The sequence below is a fragment of the Halococcus sediminicola genome (assembly GCF_000755245.1).
In the GTDB taxonomy this organism is placed as follows: Archaea; Halobacteriota; Halobacteria; order Halobacteriales; family Halococcaceae; genus Halococcus; species Halococcus sediminicola.
This window is the reverse complement of the sequence record NZ_BBMP01000009.1, coordinates 56352-79287: the sequence shown is the minus strand read 5'-3', so window position 1 is coordinate 79287 and position 22936 is coordinate 56352. Positions and strand designations below refer to the sequence as shown.

Annotated in this window: 16 protein-coding genes, 1 tRNA gene and 2 pseudogenes; 10 read left to right on the top strand and 9 right to left on the bottom strand. The window is 57.1% G+C overall.

Annotation, left to right across the window (positions count from 1 at the left end; translation table 11 throughout):
* Positions 1 to 31: 31 nt before the first annotated feature.
* The 3 genes and pseudogenes from ACP97_RS06875 to ACP97_RS06865 form a co-directional block, all read right to left on the bottom strand.
* A pseudogene (locus ACP97_RS06875) lies at positions 32 to 1540 on the bottom strand (MATE family efflux transporter).
* A gap of 288 nt (positions 1541 to 1828) precedes the next feature.
* Positions 1829 to 2035: a cold-shock protein gene (locus ACP97_RS06870; protein WP_049997093.1), complete on the bottom strand. Its 207-nt coding sequence runs from the start codon at positions 2033 to 2035 to the stop codon at positions 1829 to 1831.
* A gap of 131 nt (positions 2036 to 2166) precedes the next feature.
* Complete coding sequence (locus tag ACP97_RS06865; protein WP_049997092.1) at positions 2167 to 2685, bottom strand: HTH domain-containing protein; 519 nt, start codon at positions 2683 to 2685, stop codon at positions 2167 to 2169.
* Positions 2686 to 3115: 430 nt separating this feature from the next.
* Between ACP97_RS06865 and ACP97_RS06860 the strand changes: the two genes are divergently transcribed.
* Positions 3116 to 3421, top strand: a complete 306-nt coding sequence (locus ACP97_RS06860) for a hypothetical protein (RefSeq protein ID WP_049997091.1) — start codon at positions 3116 to 3118, stop codon at positions 3419 to 3421.
* Positions 3422 to 3740: 319 nt separating this feature from the next.
* Positions 3741 to 4532, top strand: a complete 792-nt coding sequence (locus tag ACP97_RS06855) for a DUF7260 family protein (RefSeq protein WP_049997090.1) — start codon at positions 3741 to 3743, stop codon at positions 4530 to 4532.
* Between the two features lie 245 nt (positions 4533 to 4777).
* On the opposite strand, the gene gfo6 is transcribed toward ACP97_RS06855, so the two are convergent.
* Together gfo6 and ACP97_RS06840 are read right to left on the bottom strand one after the other, a co-directional pair.
* Positions 4778 to 5857 (bottom strand): D-xylose 1-dehydrogenase Gfo6, encoded by a 1080-nt coding sequence (gfo6, locus tag ACP97_RS06850; RefSeq protein ID WP_049997089.1) that lies wholly within the window; start codon positions 5855 to 5857, stop codon positions 4778 to 4780.
* A 720-nt stretch (positions 5858 to 6577) separates the two neighbouring features.
* Positions 6578 to 6662, bottom strand: a tRNA-Leu gene (locus ACP97_RS06840).
* Positions 6663 to 6783: 121 nt separating this feature from the next.
* Here ACP97_RS06840 and ACP97_RS06835 point away from each other — a divergent pair.
* From ACP97_RS06835 to ACP97_RS06825, 3 genes and pseudogenes are all read left to right on the top strand, one after another.
* A pseudogene (locus tag ACP97_RS06835) lies at positions 6784 to 7651 on the top strand (transposase).
* Positions 7652 to 7824: 173 nt separating this feature from the next.
* Positions 7825 to 9867, top strand: coding sequence for a primary-amine oxidase (locus ACP97_RS06830; protein ID WP_049997087.1), 2043 nt, complete (start codon positions 7825 to 7827; stop codon positions 9865 to 9867).
* Between the two features lie 81 nt (positions 9868 to 9948).
* Positions 9949 to 10767: a sulfite exporter TauE/SafE family protein gene (locus tag ACP97_RS06825; protein ID WP_237561120.1), complete on the top strand. Its 819-nt coding sequence runs from the start codon at positions 9949 to 9951 to the stop codon at positions 10765 to 10767.
* 327 nt (positions 10768 to 11094) lie between these two features.
* Here ACP97_RS06825 and ACP97_RS21260 read toward each other — a convergent pair whose 3' ends face one another.
* The gene (locus tag ACP97_RS21260) at positions 11095 to 11235 is read right to left on the bottom strand and encodes a hypothetical protein (RefSeq protein WP_394297701.1); all 141 of its coding nucleotides are present in this window, start codon (positions 11233 to 11235) and stop codon (positions 11095 to 11097) included.
* A 54-nt stretch (positions 11236 to 11289) separates the two neighbouring features.
* On the opposite strand from ACP97_RS21260, the gene ACP97_RS06820 reads away from it, so the two are divergent.
* On the top strand, positions 11290 to 11664 hold the full coding sequence (locus ACP97_RS06820) for a hypothetical protein (RefSeq protein WP_237561119.1): 375 nt from the start codon (positions 11290 to 11292) through the stop codon (positions 11662 to 11664).
* 291 nt (positions 11665 to 11955) lie between these two features.
* Here the strand turns inward: ACP97_RS06820 and ACP97_RS06815 are convergent, their stop codons facing one another.
* The 3 genes from ACP97_RS06815 to ACP97_RS19030 are packed head-to-tail and all read right to left on the bottom strand — an operon-like array spanning position 11956 to position 15931.
* Positions 11956 to 13743 carry a hypothetical protein gene (locus tag ACP97_RS06815; protein WP_049997086.1) on the bottom strand — a complete coding sequence of 596 codons (1788 nt, stop codon included), beginning with the start codon at positions 13741 to 13743 and terminating at the stop codon, positions 11956 to 11958.
* Between the two features lie 2 nt (positions 13744 to 13745).
* Positions 13746 to 15470: a DUF7282 domain-containing protein gene (locus ACP97_RS06810; RefSeq protein ID WP_079977578.1), complete on the bottom strand. Its 1725-nt coding sequence runs from the start codon at positions 15468 to 15470 to the stop codon at positions 13746 to 13748.
* A 2-nt stretch (positions 15471 to 15472) separates the two neighbouring features.
* Positions 15473 to 15931, bottom strand: coding sequence for a helix-turn-helix domain-containing protein (locus tag ACP97_RS19030; RefSeq protein WP_079977577.1), 459 nt, complete (start codon positions 15929 to 15931; stop codon positions 15473 to 15475).
* A gap of 195 nt (positions 15932 to 16126) precedes the next feature.
* Between ACP97_RS19030 and ACP97_RS06800 the strand changes: the two genes are divergently transcribed.
* The 4 genes from ACP97_RS06800 to ACP97_RS06785 all read left to right on the top strand — a co-directional run bounded on the left by ACP97_RS06800 (position 16127) and on the right by ACP97_RS06785 (position 22936).
* Positions 16127 to 16621, top strand: coding sequence for a hypothetical protein (locus tag ACP97_RS06800; protein ID WP_049997083.1), 495 nt, complete (start codon positions 16127 to 16129; stop codon positions 16619 to 16621).
* 110 nt (positions 16622 to 16731) lie between these two features.
* Positions 16732 to 18669 (top strand): hypothetical protein, encoded by a 1938-nt coding sequence (locus ACP97_RS06795; RefSeq protein ID WP_154019971.1) that lies wholly within the window; start codon positions 16732 to 16734, stop codon positions 18667 to 18669.
* Complete coding sequence (locus ACP97_RS06790; protein WP_049997081.1) at positions 18666 to 20045, top strand: hypothetical protein; 1380 nt, start codon at positions 18666 to 18668, stop codon at positions 20043 to 20045. The genes ACP97_RS06795 and ACP97_RS06790 overlap by 4 nt, the downstream gene beginning before the upstream one ends.
* Positions 20042 to 22936 carry a helix-hairpin-helix domain-containing protein gene (locus ACP97_RS06785; RefSeq protein ID WP_049997080.1) on the top strand — a complete coding sequence of 965 codons (2895 nt, stop codon included), beginning with the start codon at positions 20042 to 20044 and terminating at the stop codon, positions 22934 to 22936. The genes ACP97_RS06790 and ACP97_RS06785 overlap by 4 nt, the downstream gene beginning before the upstream one ends.

The following is a 22936-nucleotide window of genomic DNA, read 5'->3' as shown; positions in this document are numbered from 1 at the left end:
GCGAAAACCACACCCACGACAATTGCCGCGGTCAGTCATCGCCAGCCCCTATCGCCGAGCGACGCGCAACCATCTTCCAACGACCCGTCGCAAACCGGAAGAGATTGACACCCACCCGACTGTACATGTCGATGAGAATCGCCGCGTAAATTGCCTCGAGTCCGAATCCCAAACCGGGCGCAAGCGTCCAGCCGACCAATGACATAACCACTAAACTGGCGGGCAGGCCGAGCGCCGCAATTGGAATCCGGAGGGCAGTTCCGAGCATCGTCCCATAAAACGGCCACAAGGTATCACCAGCCCACGCAAGCCACCCCGCATCGTCCGCGAAACGCTGTACGCCACCACACCCACACCAAACACGCGGATGAAATCCACCGTGAATCCCGGCGAACTCGCGCCGAACACCACCACGATCGGCCGCGCGAGCGCCGCGAGTACGCCGCCAATCAGGATTTGGGTCGCGAGCGCGATTCAGAGTGTCTGCCACCCGTAGTCAGTCGCGTCGGCCTCGCGTCCGGCCCGCAATACTTTGACCGACCAACGTGCTGGAGGCCGTCGAGTAGCCCCACGCGGGCATCATCGCCAGCAGCATTACTCGCCGAGCGATCGCGTACGCCGCCACAACCGACGTCCCAAGGTTCGCAAGGATGAACAGAAACGGAAAGCGCCCGAGCATCCGAATCAGCTGCATCCCACTGAGCGGGTAGCCTACGCGGACGATCTCGCGCGCTATCTCGCCACCCCACTGACGATCACCCAGCGGAAAACGCACGGAGTACGCTCCCGAGAGCATGATGATCGCGAACGCACACGCAGCAAGCATGTTTGCAATCGTCGTGCCCCCATGCCGCGCCCGCAACGTCGAGGCGTGGAAACGGTCCAAACCCGAAAATGAGCACGGCGTTCAACCCGAGGTTGATCGGGATGGTGACTAGTCGGACATACATCGGCGTTCGAGTATCACCCACCCTTGTAGTGCCCGCGCGGCAATCATGCTCCAGAAGCGGAACGATACCGAAAGCATCACAATATGAAGATAAATCCCACCCAGCCGAATCGTCGCGAGGTCGTCAGTCAGCAGGCCAATCATCTCTTCGGCGAAAATCCACGTGACGAGCGTGAGCGGCACAGAAATCACAAGCCCGATCCAGAAAGACTGCTTGACGGCGAAATTCGCGTTCTCGGGCTCACCAGTCCCCACAAAGCGTGAGACGAGTCTGAGAGTGCCACTCGAAAGCCCGAGTGCAAGCCCAAACCCGATGAAGTAGTACTGAAAGCCGAGTTCAAGGCCCGTGACCGCCGATCCGCCGAGTGCGAGGCTGACCATGAAGAAGTCGCTCGCGCGCAAAACGGTACGCATGCCACCGCTGACCATCACCGACACGGCGAGATCGAACGCCTCGTCGCCCTTCTCGCGATCGACGATGCCCAGACGCGCAAGCAGCGCCGGAAAGCAGAAGATCGCCGCGCGAAGCCGACTCTGAAAGGCCGAAAGCACAGTCGATAATACTCGCCAGAGCCGTTCAAACAAGCACATCTCTACACGCCTACCGGGTCGCCGACGTTCGCATACTCAAAGCATTTCACTGTCGATTACTCCATTATTCAACAATGCACTGAAATTGATACGAAGAAGGCAGCTACCGTTTCACAGAGCCCGAAGGTCAAACAACAGCCCCACGAGTTGGTGACCGAAATCAGCATCGACGAGAAGGTGACCGATGACTGGTCGTCTCATCAACTCACCCTCCGAGACAGCACTCGCTCGTAGCCTGTCAGAAGTGGATACTCGGAAGGCCGGAACCCATGAAAAATAACTGATCAGCTACACACGGATATCTCGTACGCGCGGCCCGTCCCGTGTTTCAACCAGTTCGAATCGAACGTCTTCGCCGACGTCGGGAATCTCACCCTCTATCGAATTGCGTAAGAACAGCACGTCTTGGTCAGTCTCTCCGGTCGTAATGAATCCACACTCGTTTTCGGGATTGACGTATGCTATCTGCCCGCTCGTTAGTGCAGTTTGAGTCATAGTTTCCCTTCTCCATCTTGACGTACTGGTTCCACGATACTGCCTTTGTCGATGGCAAGTGCAAGCGATTCACAAACCGCACGCGGTAGCAAAGGATCTGATCAGATTATGAAATTTCTCATACTGCTCTTTTATACAGGTGCTTCCATGGTTTCCGTTCTGATAATCAGCTTGTTGTCTGAGTCAACAACTCCGTCAATTGTCCCGGTGATTGCGAGACTCGATTTCGGCGTCGGACCGATCGTGATTGAATCGTCCTCGTGGAAATTCCGTACCGATCCTTGTACCCGAACTTCGGCGCGGCACTTCTCGGGGTGGTGGACGCTCATCAGGTGAATTTCTTGGACGACTTGTTCGTCAATAGGCTCACCATTGTGGCTCAGAGGGATAGTTGCAGGTTCATCCATGTCCTCGATATCGAGTGCGTTGTAGGCTTCGGACGTGGGTTTGTACCCACCCTTCGGCCCTGGAACTCCTTCCACTAGCTGGAGTGCTTTCAAGCTCTGCATCTGATTACGAATCGTCCCTGCATTGCGGTCGATATGGTCAGCGATTGCTTCGCCTTTGACTGCGCTCTCGCTATCCCGGTGAAGGTCAATGAGTTCTTGCAAGATCGTCTTCTGACTCTCAGTCAGATCGATCGATGACATACTGACAATAGTATCTCGACATCGGTTAAATTCCCCGGACTCACACAGACTACTGGAGCGAGAATCAGTATACACTATTAGGAGACCGTTCAGTACTCACGTTGCTTTGGGATAGTATTTCGATTGCAGTTAGAAGCCGATCTAATCAATCTTGATTAACCCCAGCGGTATCGCTTTGTAGAACGATTGCTACTGTTTCGGATTCCGCATCTGCCCTACTCGACAGTATACCATAGAGCCGCGAGAGCTTCCTCGTGATCGGATCGTGACTAATGATCGCAAACCCAACGAAGATCGTCGCAAACCCGACGATTGTCAACGCCGAGATTTCTTTACCCAGAAGTGCCCATCCACCAAGCGTCGCTACCAGAGAGTCACCACAAAAAGAGTAACAAGAGTTAACTCACATCGCTGCATGATAGCCGGTATTATGATAGATCGACTGGAAAAAGAGGTCGATATGCTGCTGCGCCACTTCGAAGTGTTGCGGATGGTCCTCGAAAACGAGCCTATCGGCATCGTGAAAATGTCGAACGAAAGTGGCCACCCACACCACAAAATCCGTTACTCGTTGCGTGTCCTCGAAGAAGAGGGATTAATCGAGCCCACGAGCCAAGGTGCCACCACGACCGACCAAGCACACGAGTTCGTCACCGAACTCGACAGCAACGTCGAGAATATCAGTGATCAACTCGAAGGCATGAAAGTCGGTGATAAGCTCGAAGTGGGCCACTAACGACCTCGTACTGTCTCTGATTTTGTGTTGTTGCAACAGTATTTGACGCCGTTTTCAGCCGTCTTCTCCCTGTTTCGTGAGGTTTGTAGAGATAAAACCACGCCTTCAAACGAGCGTTCAGGGGTCGTTCAAAGAGCCATGCCCCCCACCGTTTGCTCTTCTAAACTGCAGGCATTGACGATGATTGTCATTGTAATGCGTTCTTCGCAATCTTCGTCTTTGTTGGGGCCAGTTACTTCTCTCTATTCATATATGGCCTCAAATGGTACCTCTTACCACACTGATTTAAACCCTCCATTATATATTCACCCAACAGAGCATGGAAGCAATAGCCGATACCACGGTCACACAACAGATAGAAGCGGCAGTAGCCGCGCTCGATGACGAACGCGAGCGCCTCGAAGCTGAACGAGCCGCCTTCGCTCAGTTTCGCAAGCGCGTTACTGCCATGGACGTACACGCACCTCCCTCTCCCGCGATAACGAGAGTCAAAAGCGCGATCATGGGTGCTTCTGAAACGACGTCTTCCCCAGAACAGGTCAAGCACGTACGGAACGCCTACCGTGAGACAGTCATGAGCGTGCCTCACTACGAAGAAGACTACAATCAATCGCTCGACGATGACCTTGCCGAAGAATTCAGCCCGGAACTTGCTAGTGCGCTCGCCACTACTAACTCTCTTACACCTCCGGTTCATCAAACGCTTCTCACAGGATGTCAGAAAGCCGTCGAAAGTCGCACAACGCTGCTCAGCGCATTCGACCGCGAAGCCGACGATCTTCAACAGATGCGTGACACGCTCGAAGCAATGAACAGTACCCTCACCGAGATGAATCAGCGGCCTCTCACAGCCTGGTCGACAAATGAAGTCATCTCTACCTACGAGCGTCTGTCCGAGTTCCAAACACAGTGTGACGACCATGCAGCCGAACGCCAAGCAGCGCTCCACAGCCAACGCATCCCTGGACCGAGCCACACCGACGAAGAACTCAATAAGTACCTCTACGAATCGCTGTCAGTCACATATCCTGTTCTGGCCGATCTTGCGGAGCTCTCCTCACACCTTCACACGGCTCGTCAGCGCCTCGAACAGGCGCTTATCACGCGGTAGAGAAGAAATAAGACGATGAAAACTGCGGGGCTCTCAACCCATGAGAGACAGAATGATTCGACGTGTTGCTCGGATCCCGCCTGGTATCGTCTGCGTCGTCACGCACACGAGATAAGTGCTGTCCACATTGTTCGCGCCGTGGGCCACCTCCTTCCCCTCTCCCCCGTCGGTGACCACCCTGCTCTCCCTGTTAGCGTCTCAGACAGAGATTCAGTAGCCCGAGTGCGTATAAGCGATGGTTTCGCTCAGCGAAGCGTGACCCATGAACCTGTCTCTGCCGACTCGTACGCCTCGGTCATCACTTCGAGATCCGTGAGCCCGTGCGAACCATCCGGTTCCGGACTTGTTTCAGTCAATACCTTCGTTGCGAAGTATTCGAACTCTTCGACGACCTCGTTGACGTACGGGCCTGTGAATTCGGTGTGCATGTCGCCCCGCTCGATGACGTTGTCGCGGTTGACCATCGCACCGAACGCCGACTCGATCAAAACGCGTCCCTCAGTGCCAACCACCTGCAACCGACTGTCCCGATGGGCGTTGAAACTCGCCGTGAACGACCCGGTCACCTCGTCAGGAAACGAAAGCTGAAACGAGACGTGTTCGTCGACGCCATTGAACTCCTCATGGGGTGTCGCCGTTCTCGCCTGTACGGCGACCGGATCCGTTCCCAAGAGAAACCGACTCGTGTTCAGCGGATAGACTCCGAGGTCCATCAGCGCTCCACCACCTGCAACGTCGGGATCGACACGCCAGACGTCATCCGTGCGGTCGTTATCAAGAATCTTTGATGAGAACTGGCCGTGGAGATACACGGGTTCGCCAATGAACCCATCCTGTATCAGCTCGCGAAGCCGACGCACGGCCGGTTCGGTCTGCAGCCGATACGCGATCATCAGCGTCACACCCGCTTCCTCGCAGACACGAACCATCCGCTCGGCGCGCTCGACGGTAGCCTCCATCGGCTTCTCACACAGAACATGCTTTCCGTACTCGGCGGCAGTTTTGGCATACTCGAGGTGGAACGCAGGCGGGGTAGCGATATACACCGCGTCGTAAGCGTCAGTTGCTTTCCCTGCGTGAAACTCCTCGTAGTCGAGAGTGTGGTCAGCTTCGAATTGCGTCGCAACCATCTCGGTCTTCTCCGATGAACCGCTCACGACGACTGTTGTTTCACACTGAGTCGTTTGCTTGATCGCGGGGAGCGCTCGATTCAGAGCGAATCCACCAAGTCCGATGACAGCCATCCGAAGCGGTCCATCCTCAGGTTCGGTGTCGGGTTCCCAGTCACGTGCGTTGAACTCATCGAGATACGCTTCCAGTTTCATGCAGTCTTCGACGTACGCCTCAGTAATACATCATCGGCTGCTGCCCCAGTGTAGATGTCACTGGACGAAGAAGACTCCAATTCATTGCTGACGAATAAGGAATTGGAATTCATCTCGCTCTCCAGGCGATTCCAGTCCATCTCAGCCGACACAACTGACCGAATTCAACAGTAGCTAATCACACTCTATAAAAATGAGTGATATATTCGCAAATTTATCATTCGGGCTTGGCTGGGACCGAGATGGAAGGATTTACGAGGGTTGCATGGCGACTCTCAATCGGTATGCCCACTGCCAGTGACCGCGTTCTCCGAGTCCGAGTCGACTGAACAACAGCGCTTCGACCGATTGGTAGGTCTCTCGCCCAGCGCCAAGCTTGTACATTTTGTTTTGCAGAAAGACAACCCGCTCACCACACAGGAGATACACGAAGAAACACTGCTCCCCTCCAGAACAGTCCGGCATGCACTCACCAAACTCTCCGAGGCAGATCTCGTCGACAAGCGAGTTCATCCGAAACAGCCACGCAAGCGACTCTACACCTCGCAACCTGTTGCTGAACAATAGAGGACTAGACCAGATCGGCCCTGTGTTCCAAAGCAGTCTCGGTGCTCAACAACCCCTGGAATTGTCTCCCGAGGAGAATTCCGAGTGGCGGACGCTCTCCTGAAACACGAGCGTACTCTCGGACTGTTCAGCGAAACAGCCTCCTGAGGCGAGTGCGAGGGGCAGGATTTGAACCCGCGAACCCCTACGGGAGCGGATCTTAAGTCCACCGCCTTTGGCCAGACTCGGCCACCCTCGCTTACTCGCCTCTGGATGCGCGACAAAAAGGTCGTTTCGGTCAACCAAGAATGAGCGTGTCATAGAAAGCGTCACGTACGAGGTTGCAGGGCGTGGGAATTGTATCCAATAACGTCCAGACCATGCAAAACGTCACTTCTGTCGACGACTTCTTGAATGTCGCAGCGACCGAGACAGTACCGCTGTTTGAGTACCTCTCTTTCGGGTTTCTGTTGGAGTACAACGTGTTTACCCCTGCAAACGGGGGGCGAACACGAGTTCATGAGCCACCAGAGCTCTTCCGAGGTTTTCTCCACTGCTACTACGAGGACGTCTATGGCACTCGTCCTGTAGCACGGGAACTCCAGAAGCCGCTGGTCTGGCTCAGTTGTGGCTTCGATCGACCGCCGTCCAAAGACGCGGTCGATCGCTTCCTCACCGACCTCGAACACGTCACTGATGATGTGTTTGACCACCCCGCCGAGCAGGCCACCATTCGGGGCCTGCTCGACTCTACCTACCGGATCGATTCGACTCACGTCGAAGCGGTTCCGTGGAACGACGATGCCTCATGGAACTACGATTCAACCGCCGAAGAGCACTACTACGGTTTCGGCTGTACGATCGTTTCGGCGGGAGCAAAGATTCCCATCGCAGCGGAGTTCACGCCAGCGAAACAAGCGCCAGAAGAGACGACGGTGCGCGTCACGCGTGACGCGCACGCAGTCGAATATCCGATCTGGATGCTTGGCGACAGCGCGTACGACACACTCGATATCGAGTACTAGGTCGAAGAGCGCATCGAAAAGCACAGCGAGGACGTTCAGCTCAAACGCTCGGTCTCAGACGAGACGTACAATCGCCGGACACAGGTCGAATAAATGATACAGTCAAGGACTGCGGCCTCGGGCACGGACGCAGGTGTTCGTTGCACTGTGCCTTCGGGTAGTCATCGCAATCACCAACGACGAACGAGGAGACAATCCAGGCCGCGAGATGCTCACGGCATGAGATGAATTCTATGGCACACTCCAAGTAAAGAAGTGGCGAATGACTAGTGATGATGACACTGTTACGTACCGAGAAAGCTGATTAAAAGAGCGTCTTGTATGCATTCGCAGTGCTTCGTGACCATTGCTCCCGTGACCCAAACATTTATTGGAATACCTGAAGATTGAACAGCCATGGCAATAGAAGCCAAGGCCATAGCAGATCATCCGCTCGATCCCCTAACGGGCGAAGAGATCACTGCTGCTCGGGAAATCATCGAGAACGAACGAGAACTCGATCCGGAAAACAGATACGTCAAAATCGTCCTCGATGAACCAAACAAAACCGAGATTCGGGAATATGAGGCTGAAAACTCGTCAGTAGACCGGCAAGCATTTATTATCATCCGAGACCGCAACGAGAAGGCGACCTACGAAGCAGTCGTCTCGATCGATCAAGAGGAGGTCGTCTCTTGGGAGGAAATATCCGGAGCCCAGCCCTCAGTGACACTTGCAGAGTTCGATGAGTGTGAAGAAACTGTTAAAGACAATCCGGAATGGCAGGAAGCTGCTTCCAAGCGCGGCGTCGAAAACTTCGATCTCGCCATGGTCGATCCGTGGTCGGTCGGTCACCACCTTGTTCCCGATGACGTTGATCGGAATCGGCGGTTGGCTCACGCCATGTCTTGGATTCGAACGAGCGAAGAAGACAACGGCTACGCGCGGCCGTTGGACGGACTCCACGCATGGGTCGATCTCGACGAGATGGAAGTAGTCAAAGTGCTCGATCGCGGCACGAAGATAGACGATGTGGTCGGCGAACTTGAGGATAGGAAATACCGAGAGGAGGATCGTGATCTCCGTACCGACCTGAAACCCTACAATGTCGATCAGCCGGAAGGACCTAGTTGGGAGATTGAAGGGCGGAAAATTGAGTGGCAGAAGTGGCATATTCGCGTCGGTTGGACTCAGCGTGAGGGGCTTGTGCTCCACAACATCGGCTACGAGGACGATGGCGAAGTCAGGAAAGTCATTCATCGAGCTTCGGCTGCAGAAATGAACGTTCCCTACGGAGACCCGGATCCGAATCACAACTGGAAGAACGCTGGAGACATTGGTGAGTACAACATTGGTCGATTGGCGAACCCGCTGACGGAGGGATGCGACTGTCTCGGCTATATGCACTACTTCGATGCTGTAATGAACGACACCAATGGTGAGGTGAACGTTCTTCCGAATGCGATCTGTGTCCACGAGGAAGATCACGGCACCCTCTGGAAACACACCAACTGGCGGACCGAGAATACGGAGGTTCGGCGCAAGCGTAGGCTTGTAATCTCGTTTGTAGCCACCGTCGGCAACTATGATTATGAATTCAATTGGTACTTCTACCAGGATGGCTCAGTCGAGCCGGAAGTGCGTCTAACTGGTATCAACAGTAACGGTTTGGTCGGGCCTGATGAAGACAGGTCTCCTGGTTACTACGAGATGATGGCACCGAACGTGAAGGGAATGGTCCATCAACACTTCTTCAATTTCCGTCTCGATATGGACATCGACGGCGAGGAGAACGTGCTCTACCGGCGGCAAAACCAGCCGATCCCGAAGGGTCCCGGTGAGCAACAAGAGATAGAATGGGACGGTCAGGGGAACACCACAGGACCGAATCCATCGGGAGCGGCCTTCTACGCCGACAAAACCCAGCTCAAGACTGAACAGGAGGCGCAGGACTTGATCGATTCACTAAAGGGCCGATACTGGCAGATCGAGAATCCTAACAAAACAAACTCTCTAGACCAGCCCGTTGGGTACAAACTCGCACCGGGAGAAAACGTCCAAGCGGCTGCCCAAGAGGAATCGAGCGTCATGAAGCGCGCTGGATACATCAAATACCATCTATGGGGAACACCCTATCGAGATGACGAACGATACCCAGCCGGGAACTATCCGAACCAGAGCCCTGGCGAGGAAGGACTCCCGAAATGGACTGAGCAGGATCGGTCACTCGACGGCGAAGACATCGTTCTCTGGTATTCACTTGGCGTGAACCACGTCGACCGGCCGGAAGACTGGCCAGTGCTCCCCTCCCACCACGCAAGCTTCAAGTTAGAGCCAGTGAACTTCTTCGACGAGAATCCTTCGATTGACGTCCCACCCGAACACGCAATCAAGGATATCCACGAACGCCGCGAGCAGAAATACAGTAATCCAGACGACGTCGCTGCAGACGACGACTAATCGCAATATACGGAAATTTATTCTTTCACTAAAATATAATCTAGTATGGTGCTTGTTGGTCAGATTGCAGCTGTGTGGACGATGATATCAATTCAGACATCGGTAGTGACCCTCACTAGCGGATACGGCCTTACGGTGTTTTTCTTTATTGGACTGTTCGGTGGCGCACACTGCATCGGTATGTGTGGTCCACTTGTCACTACCTACGCCGAGCGCATGGAAACAGATGATCGGTGGTCGGGTGCGCTCACGCTCACAGAAGTCCGCCAGCATGCACTGTTTAATCTCGGTCGAACTGTAAGCTATGCACTCATTGGAGCAGTTTTTGGCTTCGCGGGCGCACTTCTGTATGGGACGGTCAAACTTGCTGGCGTACTCGGCTCGATACAGGGTATAATTGGTGTTCTTATTGGAACGGCTATCATTTTCATGGGGATAACAAGATTGACCGGCTATCGGCAGGGAGCCATTGAAGGTGTCGTCGCTAACACTGGTCTCGGGTCGGTATTCGCATGGAGTTACACGGCTATCTCGACACACATCGACCGCTGGGTCAACGGTATCGGTATTGTCGGACTCGGTGCACTCCACGGACTATTACCGTGTATGTTGCTCTATCCGGCGTTTTTGTATGCCTTCGCACAAGGATCTCCCGTTTATGGATTATTCTCGCTCAGTGCACTCGGTCTCGGGACAATTCCGAGCGTCTTCCTGTATGGAACGATAATCCAATCAGTGAGCGCGCGTCAGCGACAGGTTGTCCACTACGGTCTTGGCGTGCTATTTATAGGACTCGGTTATGTATTGTTGGCGATGGGATTCATGCGCTTCGGTATCGTTCTGCCACTGCCCGATATTCCCTACTACCAGCCGCTTGCTGGATTGGGTGAGAGAGCTTGAAATGAGTGTATGTACACTTTGTGAACTACCTGTAGAGGATCCAGTCACTGCCCCGGATGTCAATGGAAGTTTTTGCTGTCGGGGCTGTCTAGAGATCGCGCGAATAATTCCCGATCCGGATACATAGCACCACTTGCACTGATGGTATGAAAGCCTGCTAATCCCCAGAGCATGGAATAAGATGGGTGGCAAAGGCTGATAATTAGACAGCGCACTCAGCGCGTGCACTGATTAGCCTCTATGCCAAGGAAGCATCATCATGAGGCCAAGCCCGACTGCCCGGAGTGGTTAGCGTAACATTTGGACATCTGGGAGAAACATCTCGATCTAGTCAACCGCAAAGCTCAGCCGGTGGCTCAACCGGAGAAACGTCTCGGTGAGGAACTCTCGGAAGTGATCTTCCCCCTCGTAAATCTCTGGTGAGATCTCTCGCTTGAGACTCTTCCAGAGCGGTTCGATCGCGTTCAGCGTTGGCGAATACGGCGGGATGAAGACGAACTCGATGGCGAACTCTACAAGACGGTGCCAGCGGGCCAGGGAGCTGACGGCGAGCGCGTTGATCCCGACGCACCGCCACAGGGAGCGAATCAGATCAAAGTCGAGGCGGTCGGTGACGGGGCTTCCAACTACACGCTCTCAGCCGGAGAGGCCGGTACGGCTGCGTTCTTCTACGAGGACAGAGCGAATCCCGGCACGACGGCCGACAATCCCGACTATACGGGCTACGTGTCGGGGGCGTACGGCTTCGTCGGAGCGGGTGGCGTCGATACGTACTCGTCGGATGGACTGCTCTACAGTGCGGAGAACAATGGCTCGGCAACGCTGAAGATCTACCAGAACGACGATCTGTGGGCAACCCTCGAACCAGGAGAGACGAAAGAATCGCCGGAACAGTGACCCGCGTTCGATAATTCACGGTCGTGGTTGAAACGAGATAACAGGTTCCGGGAATTGTCTAAGCCGCCATCTACCCTGTCAGTAGACACTTGGTTACTAACAGGATAGCACTCCGGAGAGCTCGGCGCGAGAGCAAGAGACAGCGACAGAAATCAGATGCAAGATACATCCTCTGTATCTCGCAGGCTGTATCTCCCAATTACTGGGAAGGATTCGCGCAAAACTATGGGTTGGTCTGAGAATCCCTATAGTTTGATTTCGGTCTGATTGTCGCCGAGGTATATAAGCACCTCAATCGCCGCCGAGAAGAGCCGCCAGCGCACCGAAGCCAGCCAGTACCCCGCCGACAACCACTGCGATCATCCCGAGGAACAACACGAGCAGGAAGAACCCACCGTAGACGGTCGCGAGGATCTTCTTCATGAGGCCCTGTTTGCGACGGCGGCGACGACCAGCGCCGGCACCAGCGCTCGCGTTGTAGCTCGGCGGCGGGAGCGAACTCAGATTGCCAGCGCTGCCGACCTTCCCGGGAGCCTTCAGCCCGCCGGCCGTGCAGTTCTGCCCGAAACCAACACCGCTGCCGATCTTCATCCCGCTGATGCTGTCCGCCGAGGCACCGCCAATCTTGAAACACGTCTTCCTGATGAGCGAGCCTTCGCGCCCGCTAACCTGGATGATCGACCCGCTGTTCGACCCGCCGAAGACCGAATCCGTGATCGTGATGTTGTGCGGTGGCGGCGACGTATGTCCGGTGTAGCCATTGCCCGGACTGTCAGCGCTGATCGATGGTTGATTGAGTTGATTGATGATCCGGGTGTTCTCGATTTTCACCGCGCCAGCACTCCCACGAATGAGGATCGGCGCTCCGATCCCCTTGCTCCCGACTGACAGAACGCGAATGTCGGCGTTACGGATGACGGCTCCGCCGGGTTTCGAGTAACCGTTATCACCACGCTCGATTTTGATCCCGTTCGAGCCGTATTTCTCGTTGAATCCGCCGCCGTTTGTCGGACCCTCGTAGCTGTCCTTATCGACCACGATGGTCACACCGTCGGCCCAACTGCCTTTGCCCGAAAACCGCAGTTGGCTCACCTCGTTGTTCATCCACTGACCGCCTTTGATCTGGACATCACCCGATGTCCGGCCGCCGTAGACGCCGTTATCAGCCGCTCCGCGTGAGACACAGTGACCGATCTGAGCGGTGCCCTTGTTCCCGTCGCCAACCCAGAACATCGGCGCTCCGCCCGAGTTCTTGTCGCCGGGCAGCCCGATATACTGGCCGACGACCCGCTCGGCGCGTGCGATTGCCCCTTTCTGAGCTCGGAGCGAGCACGGCGGTATCTGGAGGCTGTCGGGCACGCCTTTGCCCGTGTTATCCTGGACGCCGACGAACCGGATGTCACGAGCTTGAGTAAGGCCCTTCGATCCGAGCACGATCCCGGTGCTGCTGTTCGAACTTTGTTGGTCCATCACGAAGTTCGCGAACAGCCCGGTCGTCGCTCGGAAATTGACCAACGTTCGCGAACCGCCCTTCGCAACGAACGTCGCGGCGTTCTTACCGGGTTTCGGCGGGCTGGTGGCCTGCTCGTAGCCAGCGCCGACCATCCCGAATGTCCCGTCAACGCTCGCCTGCAACTTTTTCGTGAGCAGGTATTTGCCCGGCGGGAAGACGATCAGCGTACCGTCTTGCATCGCCGATCCGTCGAGATTGGCGCTGATCGGGCGGCCGCCCGATGGGTCACAACCCACATCCTCGACCGCATCGAGCACCCGGTCGAAGCTCGGCGAGGTAGGTGACCCCGATCCTGAGCCACTACTACCGTTCCCGCCACCGACCTGTTGAGCCGATACATCGCGCATCCGCTGATAGTGGTCGTATTCGGCTCTTGCCCACGCGCGTTCAGCCGCACGAGAGGGCGAGCCGTGCTTGTCGAAGCGGCTCCCCGTCGGCTGTTCCAACCGTGCCGGTTCTCGATTCGGTGCAGCACCAGCGATGGGAGCACCAGCACTTGTCGAGAGCGCGACGGCCGCCGCGCCGGTCATGAACGTCCGACGCGAGATTGCGCCGCTCTCGCTCACGCTTACAGACGCCTCCAGACCGACGGCACGACGACGAGCATCGCGAGAACGATGACGACCATTTCCAGAGGATGCGAGCCGATCCACGCGCCGACTCTGCCGCCGGAATCAGTTGTGTTCGCTTCGGGTTGCTCTGTTCCTGTGGCGGTGGGAGTGTCCGATACAGCGACGCTCGATGTCGCCTCGGCGGTCGATATCGATCCGGTGATCGTGGCCCTCGCCGTGTCGGTGACGACCTTTCCACCATCGGTGTAGCCAACGTCCTGGAAGCTGTCGGTGCGGATGTAATCGTAGCTCTGGTTGCCGTCCGTGTCCCGCGCGGGGATCGCGACGAGCTGTTGGTCGCGCCGGACAGACTCTAACAGCGTGATAGAGACGTTCCGGTGTGTTCCGGCTGAGAGGTACTGTGAGTACCCGACTGAGGTTTCGGTTGGATCGCCACCGCGCAGGTAGCTCTGGTTGTGAACGACGACGAACCCACCTTGCGGGACCGTCACCGACTGCACAGTAACGTCAACGCCGTCGATACGCTGGTCGGGGAAGCGGATGCTCGCCGCCGGTGTCGCGTTCGGATCTTCGCGCGAGCCGCGAATCGTGATCGAGGCGCTATCCGAGACGAGACGAGCCGTCGAACCCGACTGTGTGACGAATGGGCGATCGGACGCCCGCCCCGAGGTGATGAACTCGAAACGGCTGTTGTTGTTACTGTCGCGATACAGCGCTGCTCCGTAGGTTCCGCTCTGATTGAGCGTCGTCTGGTTGACGACCCCACCCGGCGGACTCCGGTTCACGTCCAGCGAGACGTTCCAGTGAGTGCCCGCGTCGAGACGTCTGGAGACGGCGATCGTACTGTCTTCGAGGACACTTTCTTCACCCGGACCGGTGCTATCGAGGGCGATGAATCCGGCTTCCGGCAGCGTCACCGACTCGACCGTGACCGTTGAGCCGTTGATCGTCTGATTCGCCAGCGAGACCGTCGCGTTCGTGCTTGCGTTAGTATCCGTAGTCTCGGTCGGTTGCGGAATCGTCCCTTGAGCACCTGCGGTACCGACCGGTGAGAGGGTCGCCGGCCCACCGCCCAGGATCAGTCCGGGGACGGTCAGAGCGACTACGAGCGCGATAGCGACCATCCCGGCACCGAACAGCGCGGAGTTCGCCGCCTGACTATCCGCCCGCAGCGGCGAGAGCGAGAGCCGCCAGCGCGAGAACGGCAGGAACGGCCGGACCCCCCGAGTAGTAATCACGTCGCCGAGCAGGTGCGCGACCATGCCGTAAGCGCCAATCGTGAATCCGAACAGCGCGAACGACCACCGGCTCACGCTTCCACCGGCCTGCTGTTGGAGCGTCGAGACGATTTCGCCCGGCAGCAGGTTCGGAATGAGACCCGTGAGGAACGCTTTCGAAAGCTCCGGCAGGTAGCCGAGCACCCAGTCCCAGATGCCCACAAGTGCCGTGAGCAGGCTATACAGCAGATCGAAGCCGCTCCTACCGAGTAGCCAGCCGATCCCGCCGAGTACGACCCCGACGACGAGCACGGCCAGTAGCGAATGGCTTACCCCTCGATGATTCAGACCGGGGATCTTGAAATCGCGGTCGGGTAGCGGTTCGACCGCTTGAATCCCGAGCCAGCACACTCCCGCGAGCAAGAGTTTACCGTCGCTCGCGAGCAGGTACGCCAGCGGTGCGAATGCGAGAAGAGCCATCCCAGTATGGCCTTGTCTGTTCATGCTCAATCCCCACTCTCAGAACCACAACACAGCACGTCACTGTCGGTCTCGATACGCCGGTCGATCTTACTGATGTCAGCCTGTGCGTCGATCAGCCATTCTCGGAGTTCGTTCTGGAAGTGTGATTTCACCTGTTCGGGCGCGACCGGCCAATAGACGTGTCCGACACCGCCCGTTTCAAATGTCATTTTCTCACGATCAACGAGGCCAGCATCGAACAATGCTCGCAGTGATTTCGCAACATAGCGACGGTGCCGATCAACCACTTCGGCTACATCATCAACCCTGCTATCAGGATGTTCGACCACTGCGATATACGCGCGGACGTGTGACTCTTGCAGGTTGAACACTGAAAGAAGCGCCTCTTGAGCGGGAGAGGGTTCACGAAATATCTCGCTGATTTCTTTTTGCTCGGCCAGTGGTGTGACATCCGGTTCAGCTAGGGTATTGGTATCTCCCATATCCTCCCTCTCTGCTGAATATAGGAGTAAATAAAGCGTCGTGTATTGAGGATATAAAATGATATCAGAATTTACTGGTTTGTTATAATTATGCTTTTATTTCTCATTCTCAATACATGTTGGCATTTTCTTTTGTTTATGTGGAAGGGAGATATCATAACGGCATCTCAGATGAGATGATGCCCAATAACAACTATGTCAGACGTTCTTCCAGGCATTCACGATCGGGGCGCATCGCTCAAGCAGGCCGCCTATCGGAACGTTCCGATCCACGCGGCGCTCGCTAGCTGGTCGTTCATCGGCCTCGAACATCTCGGCGAGAAAGCAACGAGTACCCGCAAGCGGCGGATGTCGCTGCTCTCGATGGGGCTGGTGATGGTATTCGTCACTCCCGCAGCCGCTCAGGTCAGTTGCAGTAGCGGCCCGCTGTCGTTTCTGAGCAGCATTCACTCGCTCATCACGCAAGGAGCGGGGACCATCATCGTCTCGATGGTTATCATCGCTGGTGTGCTGAAGATGATTCCCATGCGTGGGACGAACAGTTGGGGCAATGCTCTCGTCGGGAGTGTCATCGTCGGGGTGCTGTTCCTCGTGATCGGCCCGGCACTGGTCGATCTCGCCGATCAGGCGACCGACATCAACCTCGACGCTCAGTGTACCGGCGGTGGCGGCGGGGGCGGCGGCGAGTAAGCGCCCTCGATCAAGCCCTTCGCACAACTATGCAATTTTCAGCATCCTCACCCAATCAGGACAGTCCATTTAGCCGCACAGTCGCTCTCGTACTCGTCGGAGTGCTGTTAGTGAGCACGATCGCTGGCGTTATCGCCGCATCACCTGTTGCCGCCCAGCAGCAAAATGGGTCTGCACAGGCCGGAGGCGGTGATTCTGTCACGAAACAGGAGTTCCGTAACTGGGTCAACGAGGTCATGGGTATGAACAAGGGCGCGGCTCAGGAAGCCGCTCGCAAGAACCCCGATAAGGTCGATATCCTCGCGCGTGCGTTCAAGCAGAACACTGATACTCAGTTATCGGGCACTCGGCTTACGGACACGATCAAACAACGCCCGCAGTACGTCATCAACAACGTCAATCAAGCGTCCGGTGGCGGGCCGTTCCCCGCACCAGTCGCAGCGATGAACGGTGGCGGAGGCGGTGGTCCCGGTGGCGCGAACAGCACGAACGCGAGCGGGAATGCAACCGCCGGAAACGCCACGAGCAATGCGAGCGCTGGTGGCCCAACGTCGAACGAGTCAGTCAACCGCATCATCGGTGAGTTCAAGTCGAAAAATCTCGGCTACAAGCAGCTCTCGAAAGAGAACAAATCGAAGGCAAACAAGCTCCTGCTCTCGATCACGACGGGGAATCTCACTAAAGAGGAAACCAACAAGAAATTCAATCAGTTTGAGCAGCTGATCGCTGGTGCGAATGGTGCGGGCGGGGCTGCCAACAGCCAGCAGAAAAAACAGCGCCGTCAGGTCGTCATGGAATACGTCGGTGAACGTGAGAAGCAAGATCCTCTCCCCGACATCGACATCGACATTCCGGGTTTGCTCGGTCAGAAAATGGAAGCGTTTGCCAACGAGATGCGGAAGGGTGCCGAGGCTATTCTCGGCGAGGTTTATGACCTCGCGTTCACGACCTCAGTGCCGCAAAACGATGGCTGGCACAACGTTCTCGGCGAGCCGACCGATAAGCCGTTCAAGCCGCTCTATAACCAGCTGCTCAAAGACAAGCTCTATCCGGTGTTGAACTACCTGCTGGGAACGCTGGTAATCTTCATGGGTATCTCGTTGATGGTCAACCCACTCATCTCGCGCTTTCAGGCGAAAAATCTCATGCTCAAATTCGTCGCGTTCCTGCTGTTGTACGTCTCGTCATGGGCGGTTATTACGCTCATGCACGGAACAGTCAACGACATCACCGTCTGGTTACGGCCCTCTGAGCAGGCGATGGAGGCGCTGGCTGGCAATGTCACCAAATTGAGCGCCGGGGCCATCGGCGCGTACTTCGTCGGAGCGGGTGGGATACTGATGAGCGTCTTCAGTCTCGGCGTCGAACTCGGTCTGCGCCGGGTCGCACTCCAGTATTTCTTTCCGTACGTGTTCCCGGTGCTGCTACTGCTGCTGTACGTCTCGCCGTGGCAGCGACTCAAGGGCTTCGCGAGCGTCGTCATCTGGCAGTACGTCAACGTCCTCACGATGGTCATTCCGATGGCGATCCTGCTGAAAGCCGCTGCCGTCGTCAGTTTCACCACGAGCAGTGGTGTTGTCTCGATGCTCGTCCTGGTTGCGCTGTTCCTCTTCGCGGTGAGCATCCCCGGCATCACGACGTACACGTTCCTGCAAGTTCCGGGCAAGGTGGGCCGCGCGGGGAAATCCGCCGCTGCCGGAGCCGCCAACCGCGCTAGCGCGGCCAGAGACAAGCTCGGATGGAGCGGCGACGGTTCGGCCAGTAGCGGCACTGCGACCGGCGATACTAGCCCCGGCGTCCGTACCGAGCAGGCCGTCGAAGTCAGCACCGACGGCGGGACGACCGGCATTCCAAGCGACGGCGAACTGTCCGACGAACAAATCGAGAGCATGGGCCCGGCAGGTGGTTCGACAACGACCGCCGGACGGGTGCGCGATCTAGAGCGATCGAGGACTCAGGATCCGATGAACCCCTCGGCGATGAAAGAATCGTACTTCGAAGACCATCCTCAGCGAATGACGATGGACGAGAAACTCGCTAACCAATGAAACAGAATCCACGCCAACTCATCAACGACATTCACGAGACCGTCAGCGAGGACGACAGCGAGCGTAAGATCCTCGCTGATTACTCGGAAGACCCCACGCTCTGGGGATATTCGAAGGTCTGGCTGTTCTTCATGCTCATCCCAGCGATGGTCATGTTCCGGGTGTCGTCAAGCCTTCTGACCGGCCAGAGCCAACTGTACGGATTCATCGCGACGGCCGTTCTCGCCGGTCTCGGTGTTCTTGCCACCGTGGCATCGCCGGGCGATATGTCCGCCCGCGATTACTTCGAGGCGATCGTTTCCAGACACGCTCACCAACAAGAGATGATTCACGACTCAGCACCCGAGAAAAGCCGACTTGAACAGCCGAAAAACGACTCACTGTTCGGCCGCTTTGCACGCTTGCCGCTCGTTCGTGACTGGCCGATCATCGGTGCGGGCGACTATCACCCGACGCAGGAACTCGTCGCGCACAAGAAGCCCTACCGAGGTGAGTACGCCATCGAGCGTGACGACGGCGGACTCATCGCCGGCATTCGCGTGCGTGCCATCCCGCTCCGTCTGGAGTCCACCGATGTCAAAGAGAAGGCTGAGAGAGCTGTCGCCAACGCGCTTGAGGGAACGGTGAATTACGACGCCGAGTGGTTTTCCCCGACGCGCGTGGCGAACTTCGAGCGCCGACGCTCGGAGTGGAAAGACCGCGCCCGCGAGTACCAGTCGCAGGCAGACCGGCTTGTGAGCGCCGAAGGCGAGGAAGCGGCTATCGACGCGATTCGCCGGCAGATCCTTGCCGACATCGCTAGCGAGCGCGCGGCCGGGATCAACCTCTACGAGGATACCAAGCGCATTCGCGAGCACTACATCATCGTCAGCGTTGATCCCAGTGAGGCCGTGATCGACCGTTCCTCGCAAGCCGGCGGTCTCGGCAGTGTACCCGGTTTCCGGTGGTTCGTCGAGAAATATCGTCTCTACAAACAGTCCGACTCCGATGAACACACGGCGACCCTCATCAACAAGCTCGAACGCCGCGCCGACGATCTCGAACGGGAGCTACGTCGGATCGACGGTCTGACGCCCAACGTTCTGCCGTCCGAGGAGTTCAGCGAGATTGTCGCTGATTACTATCGGGGAACGAACGTCCGCGCACACGAGGAGTTCACGCAGACGATTCGTGGCTCGCCAGTTCCGGGCAGCGAGGAAGCTGGCGACCCCGAGCACGACGTGGACTATCAGCACATCACTAGCCGCGATCGTGCTGGGTCACCCCCGACGGCGTCCACATCGCCGACGAGCGTCCACGCCACCGACGGCGGGGCCAGCCGAGGCGAACAGCCCGAACAGACGACCGACAGCGACCAGCGAGGTAATTCACAATGAGTGATGCAGCCAACACCGACGACCAGCCAGCGGACGAATTGAACGAAAACGTGCTCGTGGGTCTCGCAGCCGATGACGACGAACTCTCGTGGCGGTACAAAACCGCTCTCGCGCCCGATAGCTACAAGCGCCACACCGACGGCGACGAAGTGCAAGGCGAGTACGGCGAGATCGACGGCGAATACTACACCCAGACGCTCGAAATACGTGATTGGCCGGCGATCCCCGCTCACGGGTTCTTTGATCGTGTCGTGTCGTTCTCGATGCCGAAAGTTGATGTGACGCTTTCGACGCATCTCACCGGGGAGGACGAGCGCGAAGCCGACCGGAACCTCGCCGGGGCGGCCGACTCGATCAAAGGGAGGGTTAAGAATCTCGCGAAAAACAAGTGGATTCCCGATTACTTCGTCGAGGAAGCCGCCGAGGAGTACGCCGACGTGAAGCGTACCCAGAACACGGTATCTGCGTCGGAATACGGCCTCTACACCTCCCACACTTATATCGAAGTACGAGCGCCCGACCCGGACACGCTCGATACGGCGATCAAGCAGATCCGCTCACGGATGCAGGACGTTTCGGCCGACGCGAAGCCGCTGAAATATCACTCCAAGCTCGGCTATCAGACCGCCGCGCCCGCCTGTAAGGACTTCATGGGCGGCAAAACGAAAATGACCGGTGACGGTCTCTCACGGCTCATTCCCTGGACTGCGCGGAATCTCATCGAACCCGGCGGAATCGAACTCGGCATCAACGAAGACACGGGCGACCCCATCGTGCTCGATCTTCAGAATCGGGAAACAGGCTTCAACGTCGGCGTATGGGGCACTATCGGCAGCGGAAAGACGACGACGGTTACGCGGCTACTCTCCCGACTGAAAATGAGCAATCCCGATATGCCGGTCGTGATTATCGACCCGAAACAGGAGTTCGCCGGGTTCACATGGTTGTTCGACGGCGACCGTGTGGTGATCGGCTCCGATACCGGGATCAACCCGCTCCAGATCGAGGAAACATCGGCTGAGAAGCTTGCAGAGATCGGCGAAGAAGCGCCCTATCGCAACGCGATTCGTCGAGCGATGGATTTCGTTCGGAGCTTCTACGATTACCAGCAAATCCCTTTCGAGGACAAGCAAGGGACGTGGCGCAAGGCCATTCAGAAGGCGTATCGCGAGCGCGGCATCACCAGCAATCCCGACACCCACCACCTCGATAGTCCAACGTTCGCCGACGACGTGTTCCCGATCTTCTTGGAGATGATTCGCAACCCCGATAAACACGTCGAAGACGAACTCGATGACGTTGACCTCTCGAAAGACGAACTCCAAAAGACCGCCAACGACATCTACCAGAACGACATCGGCGCGCTGAAAGAGGACGGCGAGTTCGCCCACCTCTCCCAAGAGACGAGCATCCCCGATCTGCAGGAGATCGACGTGCTGTATCTCGATTTACAGAACTACGAGAGCGAGACCACCGCTGGCCTGATGATGGGGCCGCTGGTCACGGCGGTCCTCGAACTAGCCAAAAAGAGTGACGAGCCAATGGCGCTCGCGATGGACGAGTTTCACTATATGCTGCACAACTCGTCGTCACTGGAGACGCTGAAACAGGGCTACCGTCACTCTCGGCACTCCGATCTCTCGATGATTACGGCCACCCAAAGCGTCGAGGAGTTCTTCACTGAGAGCGACGACGGCAGCGGCCAGCAGTTGACCGAGAGCGCGAGCACGCTGACGAACCTCATGTCGGTGAAAATCTGGCACTACCTCGAAGAGATGGATGAGGACTGGGCAGGTGAATTCGACATGAGCAAGGCCGAACAACAGTATATCGATGACGCTTCAACTGGCGATCCGACCGCTCAGGCGCTCCTGCAAACGCAGAAGAAGGGCAGCTATCGGATGGACGTGAACTTCTCGGACAAGCTCAATCCCCGAGAGTTCGCGATGAACCAGTACGATCCGACCGAGCACGGTTCGGACCCGCTGGCCTATCTCGATGGCTACACCGATCGTACGGGCCGCGATGTCACCGAGTGGTCGTGGGCAATGCCGATCGAGAGTAACGAAGAGCAGACCGAAACCGAGCTTGCCGACGGTCGGACGGTCACGACCGACGTTTCCGACGTTGATACCATGCCCGGCGACGGTGCCGACAGCGCTCATTCGGCGAACGAAAACACCGACGAATCGGACGCCAGCGAATCGGATGACGGCCAGGAATCGGATGGGATCGCCAGCCGCCTGAAAGACTCCGTGAGTGGCGTCGTCGGTGGCAGTGGCGGGAGCGAACTCGACGAGGTCCCCGAGCTGACCGACATTCACGGAACAGTCAGCGCGCGGATGGCCGGTGATCTTCGGAAAGCCGGTTACGAGAGCGTGCTCGATGTCTTCGAAGCCGACAACAGCGCGCTCGCGGAGATCGAGGGTATTGATTCGACCAAAGCGGGGTTCATCCGGCGACAGGCCGCCAATACTGTCGGTCGGTCACCCTCGATCGTTGAATCACCAGAGACAACGGACGGGCACGAAGGAGACACCGCTAACGCCGGGAGTGGTGGAGAGAGCGCCGACGATCAGTCTGAGGAAGCACAGCCATCGGATGCTTCCGAGGACGATGAGAGCACCAACACAGCCGAGCACTCGCCCGAGAGCACTGACAGCCAGCCTGCGCTCATCGACATCCAAGAAGTCGGCGGCGACCGGGCTGACGTGCTCCGCGAAGCCGGCTTCGAGACCGTTGAGGACGTGGCGGCCGCCAGCGAGAGCGGTCTAACCGACGTGGAGGGTATCGGCGCTGCACGTGCCGAGACAATCATCGAGAGCGCATCCGACTTGTGCAGCGAATTACCGGAGGCCACGAAGGCCGACAGTACGGGGGATGAGGAGTAA

Coding starts and splice junctions, on each gene's coding strand:
- ACP97_RS06870 (WP_049997093.1), bottom strand. CDS start 2,035: ATGACTCAAACTGCACTAACGAGCGGGCAGATAGCATACGTCAATCCC.
- ACP97_RS06865 (WP_049997092.1), bottom strand. CDS start 2,685: ATGTCATCGATCGATCTGACTGAGAGTCAGAAGACGATCTTGCAAGAA.
- ACP97_RS06860 (WP_049997091.1), top strand. CDS start 3,116: ATGATAGATCGACTGGAAAAAGAGGTCGATATGCTGCTGCGCCACTTC.
- ACP97_RS06855 (WP_049997090.1), top strand. CDS start 3,741: ATGGAAGCAATAGCCGATACCACGGTCACACAACAGATAGAAGCGGCA.
- gfo6 (WP_049997089.1), bottom strand. CDS start 5,857: ATGAAACTGGAAGCGTATCTCGATGAGTTCAACGCACGTGACTGGGAA.
- ACP97_RS06830 (WP_049997087.1), top strand. CDS start 7,825: ATGGCAATAGAAGCCAAGGCCATAGCAGATCATCCGCTCGATCCCCTA.
- ACP97_RS06825 (WP_237561120.1), top strand. CDS start 9,949: ATGATATCAATTCAGACATCGGTAGTGACCCTCACTAGCGGATACGGC.
- ACP97_RS06810 (WP_079977578.1), bottom strand. CDS start 15,470: ATGAACAGACAAGGCCATACTGGGATGGCTCTTCTCGCATTCGCACCG.
- ACP97_RS19030 (WP_079977577.1), bottom strand. CDS start 15,931: ATGGGAGATACCAATACCCTAGCTGAACCGGATGTCACACCACTGGCC.
- ACP97_RS06800 (WP_049997083.1), top strand. CDS start 16,127: ATGTCAGACGTTCTTCCAGGCATTCACGATCGGGGCGCATCGCTCAAG.
- ACP97_RS06790 (WP_049997081.1), top strand. CDS start 18,666: ATGAAACAGAATCCACGCCAACTCATCAACGACATTCACGAGACCGTC.
- ACP97_RS06785 (WP_049997080.1), top strand. CDS start 20,042: ATGAGTGATGCAGCCAACACCGACGACCAGCCAGCGGACGAATTGAAC.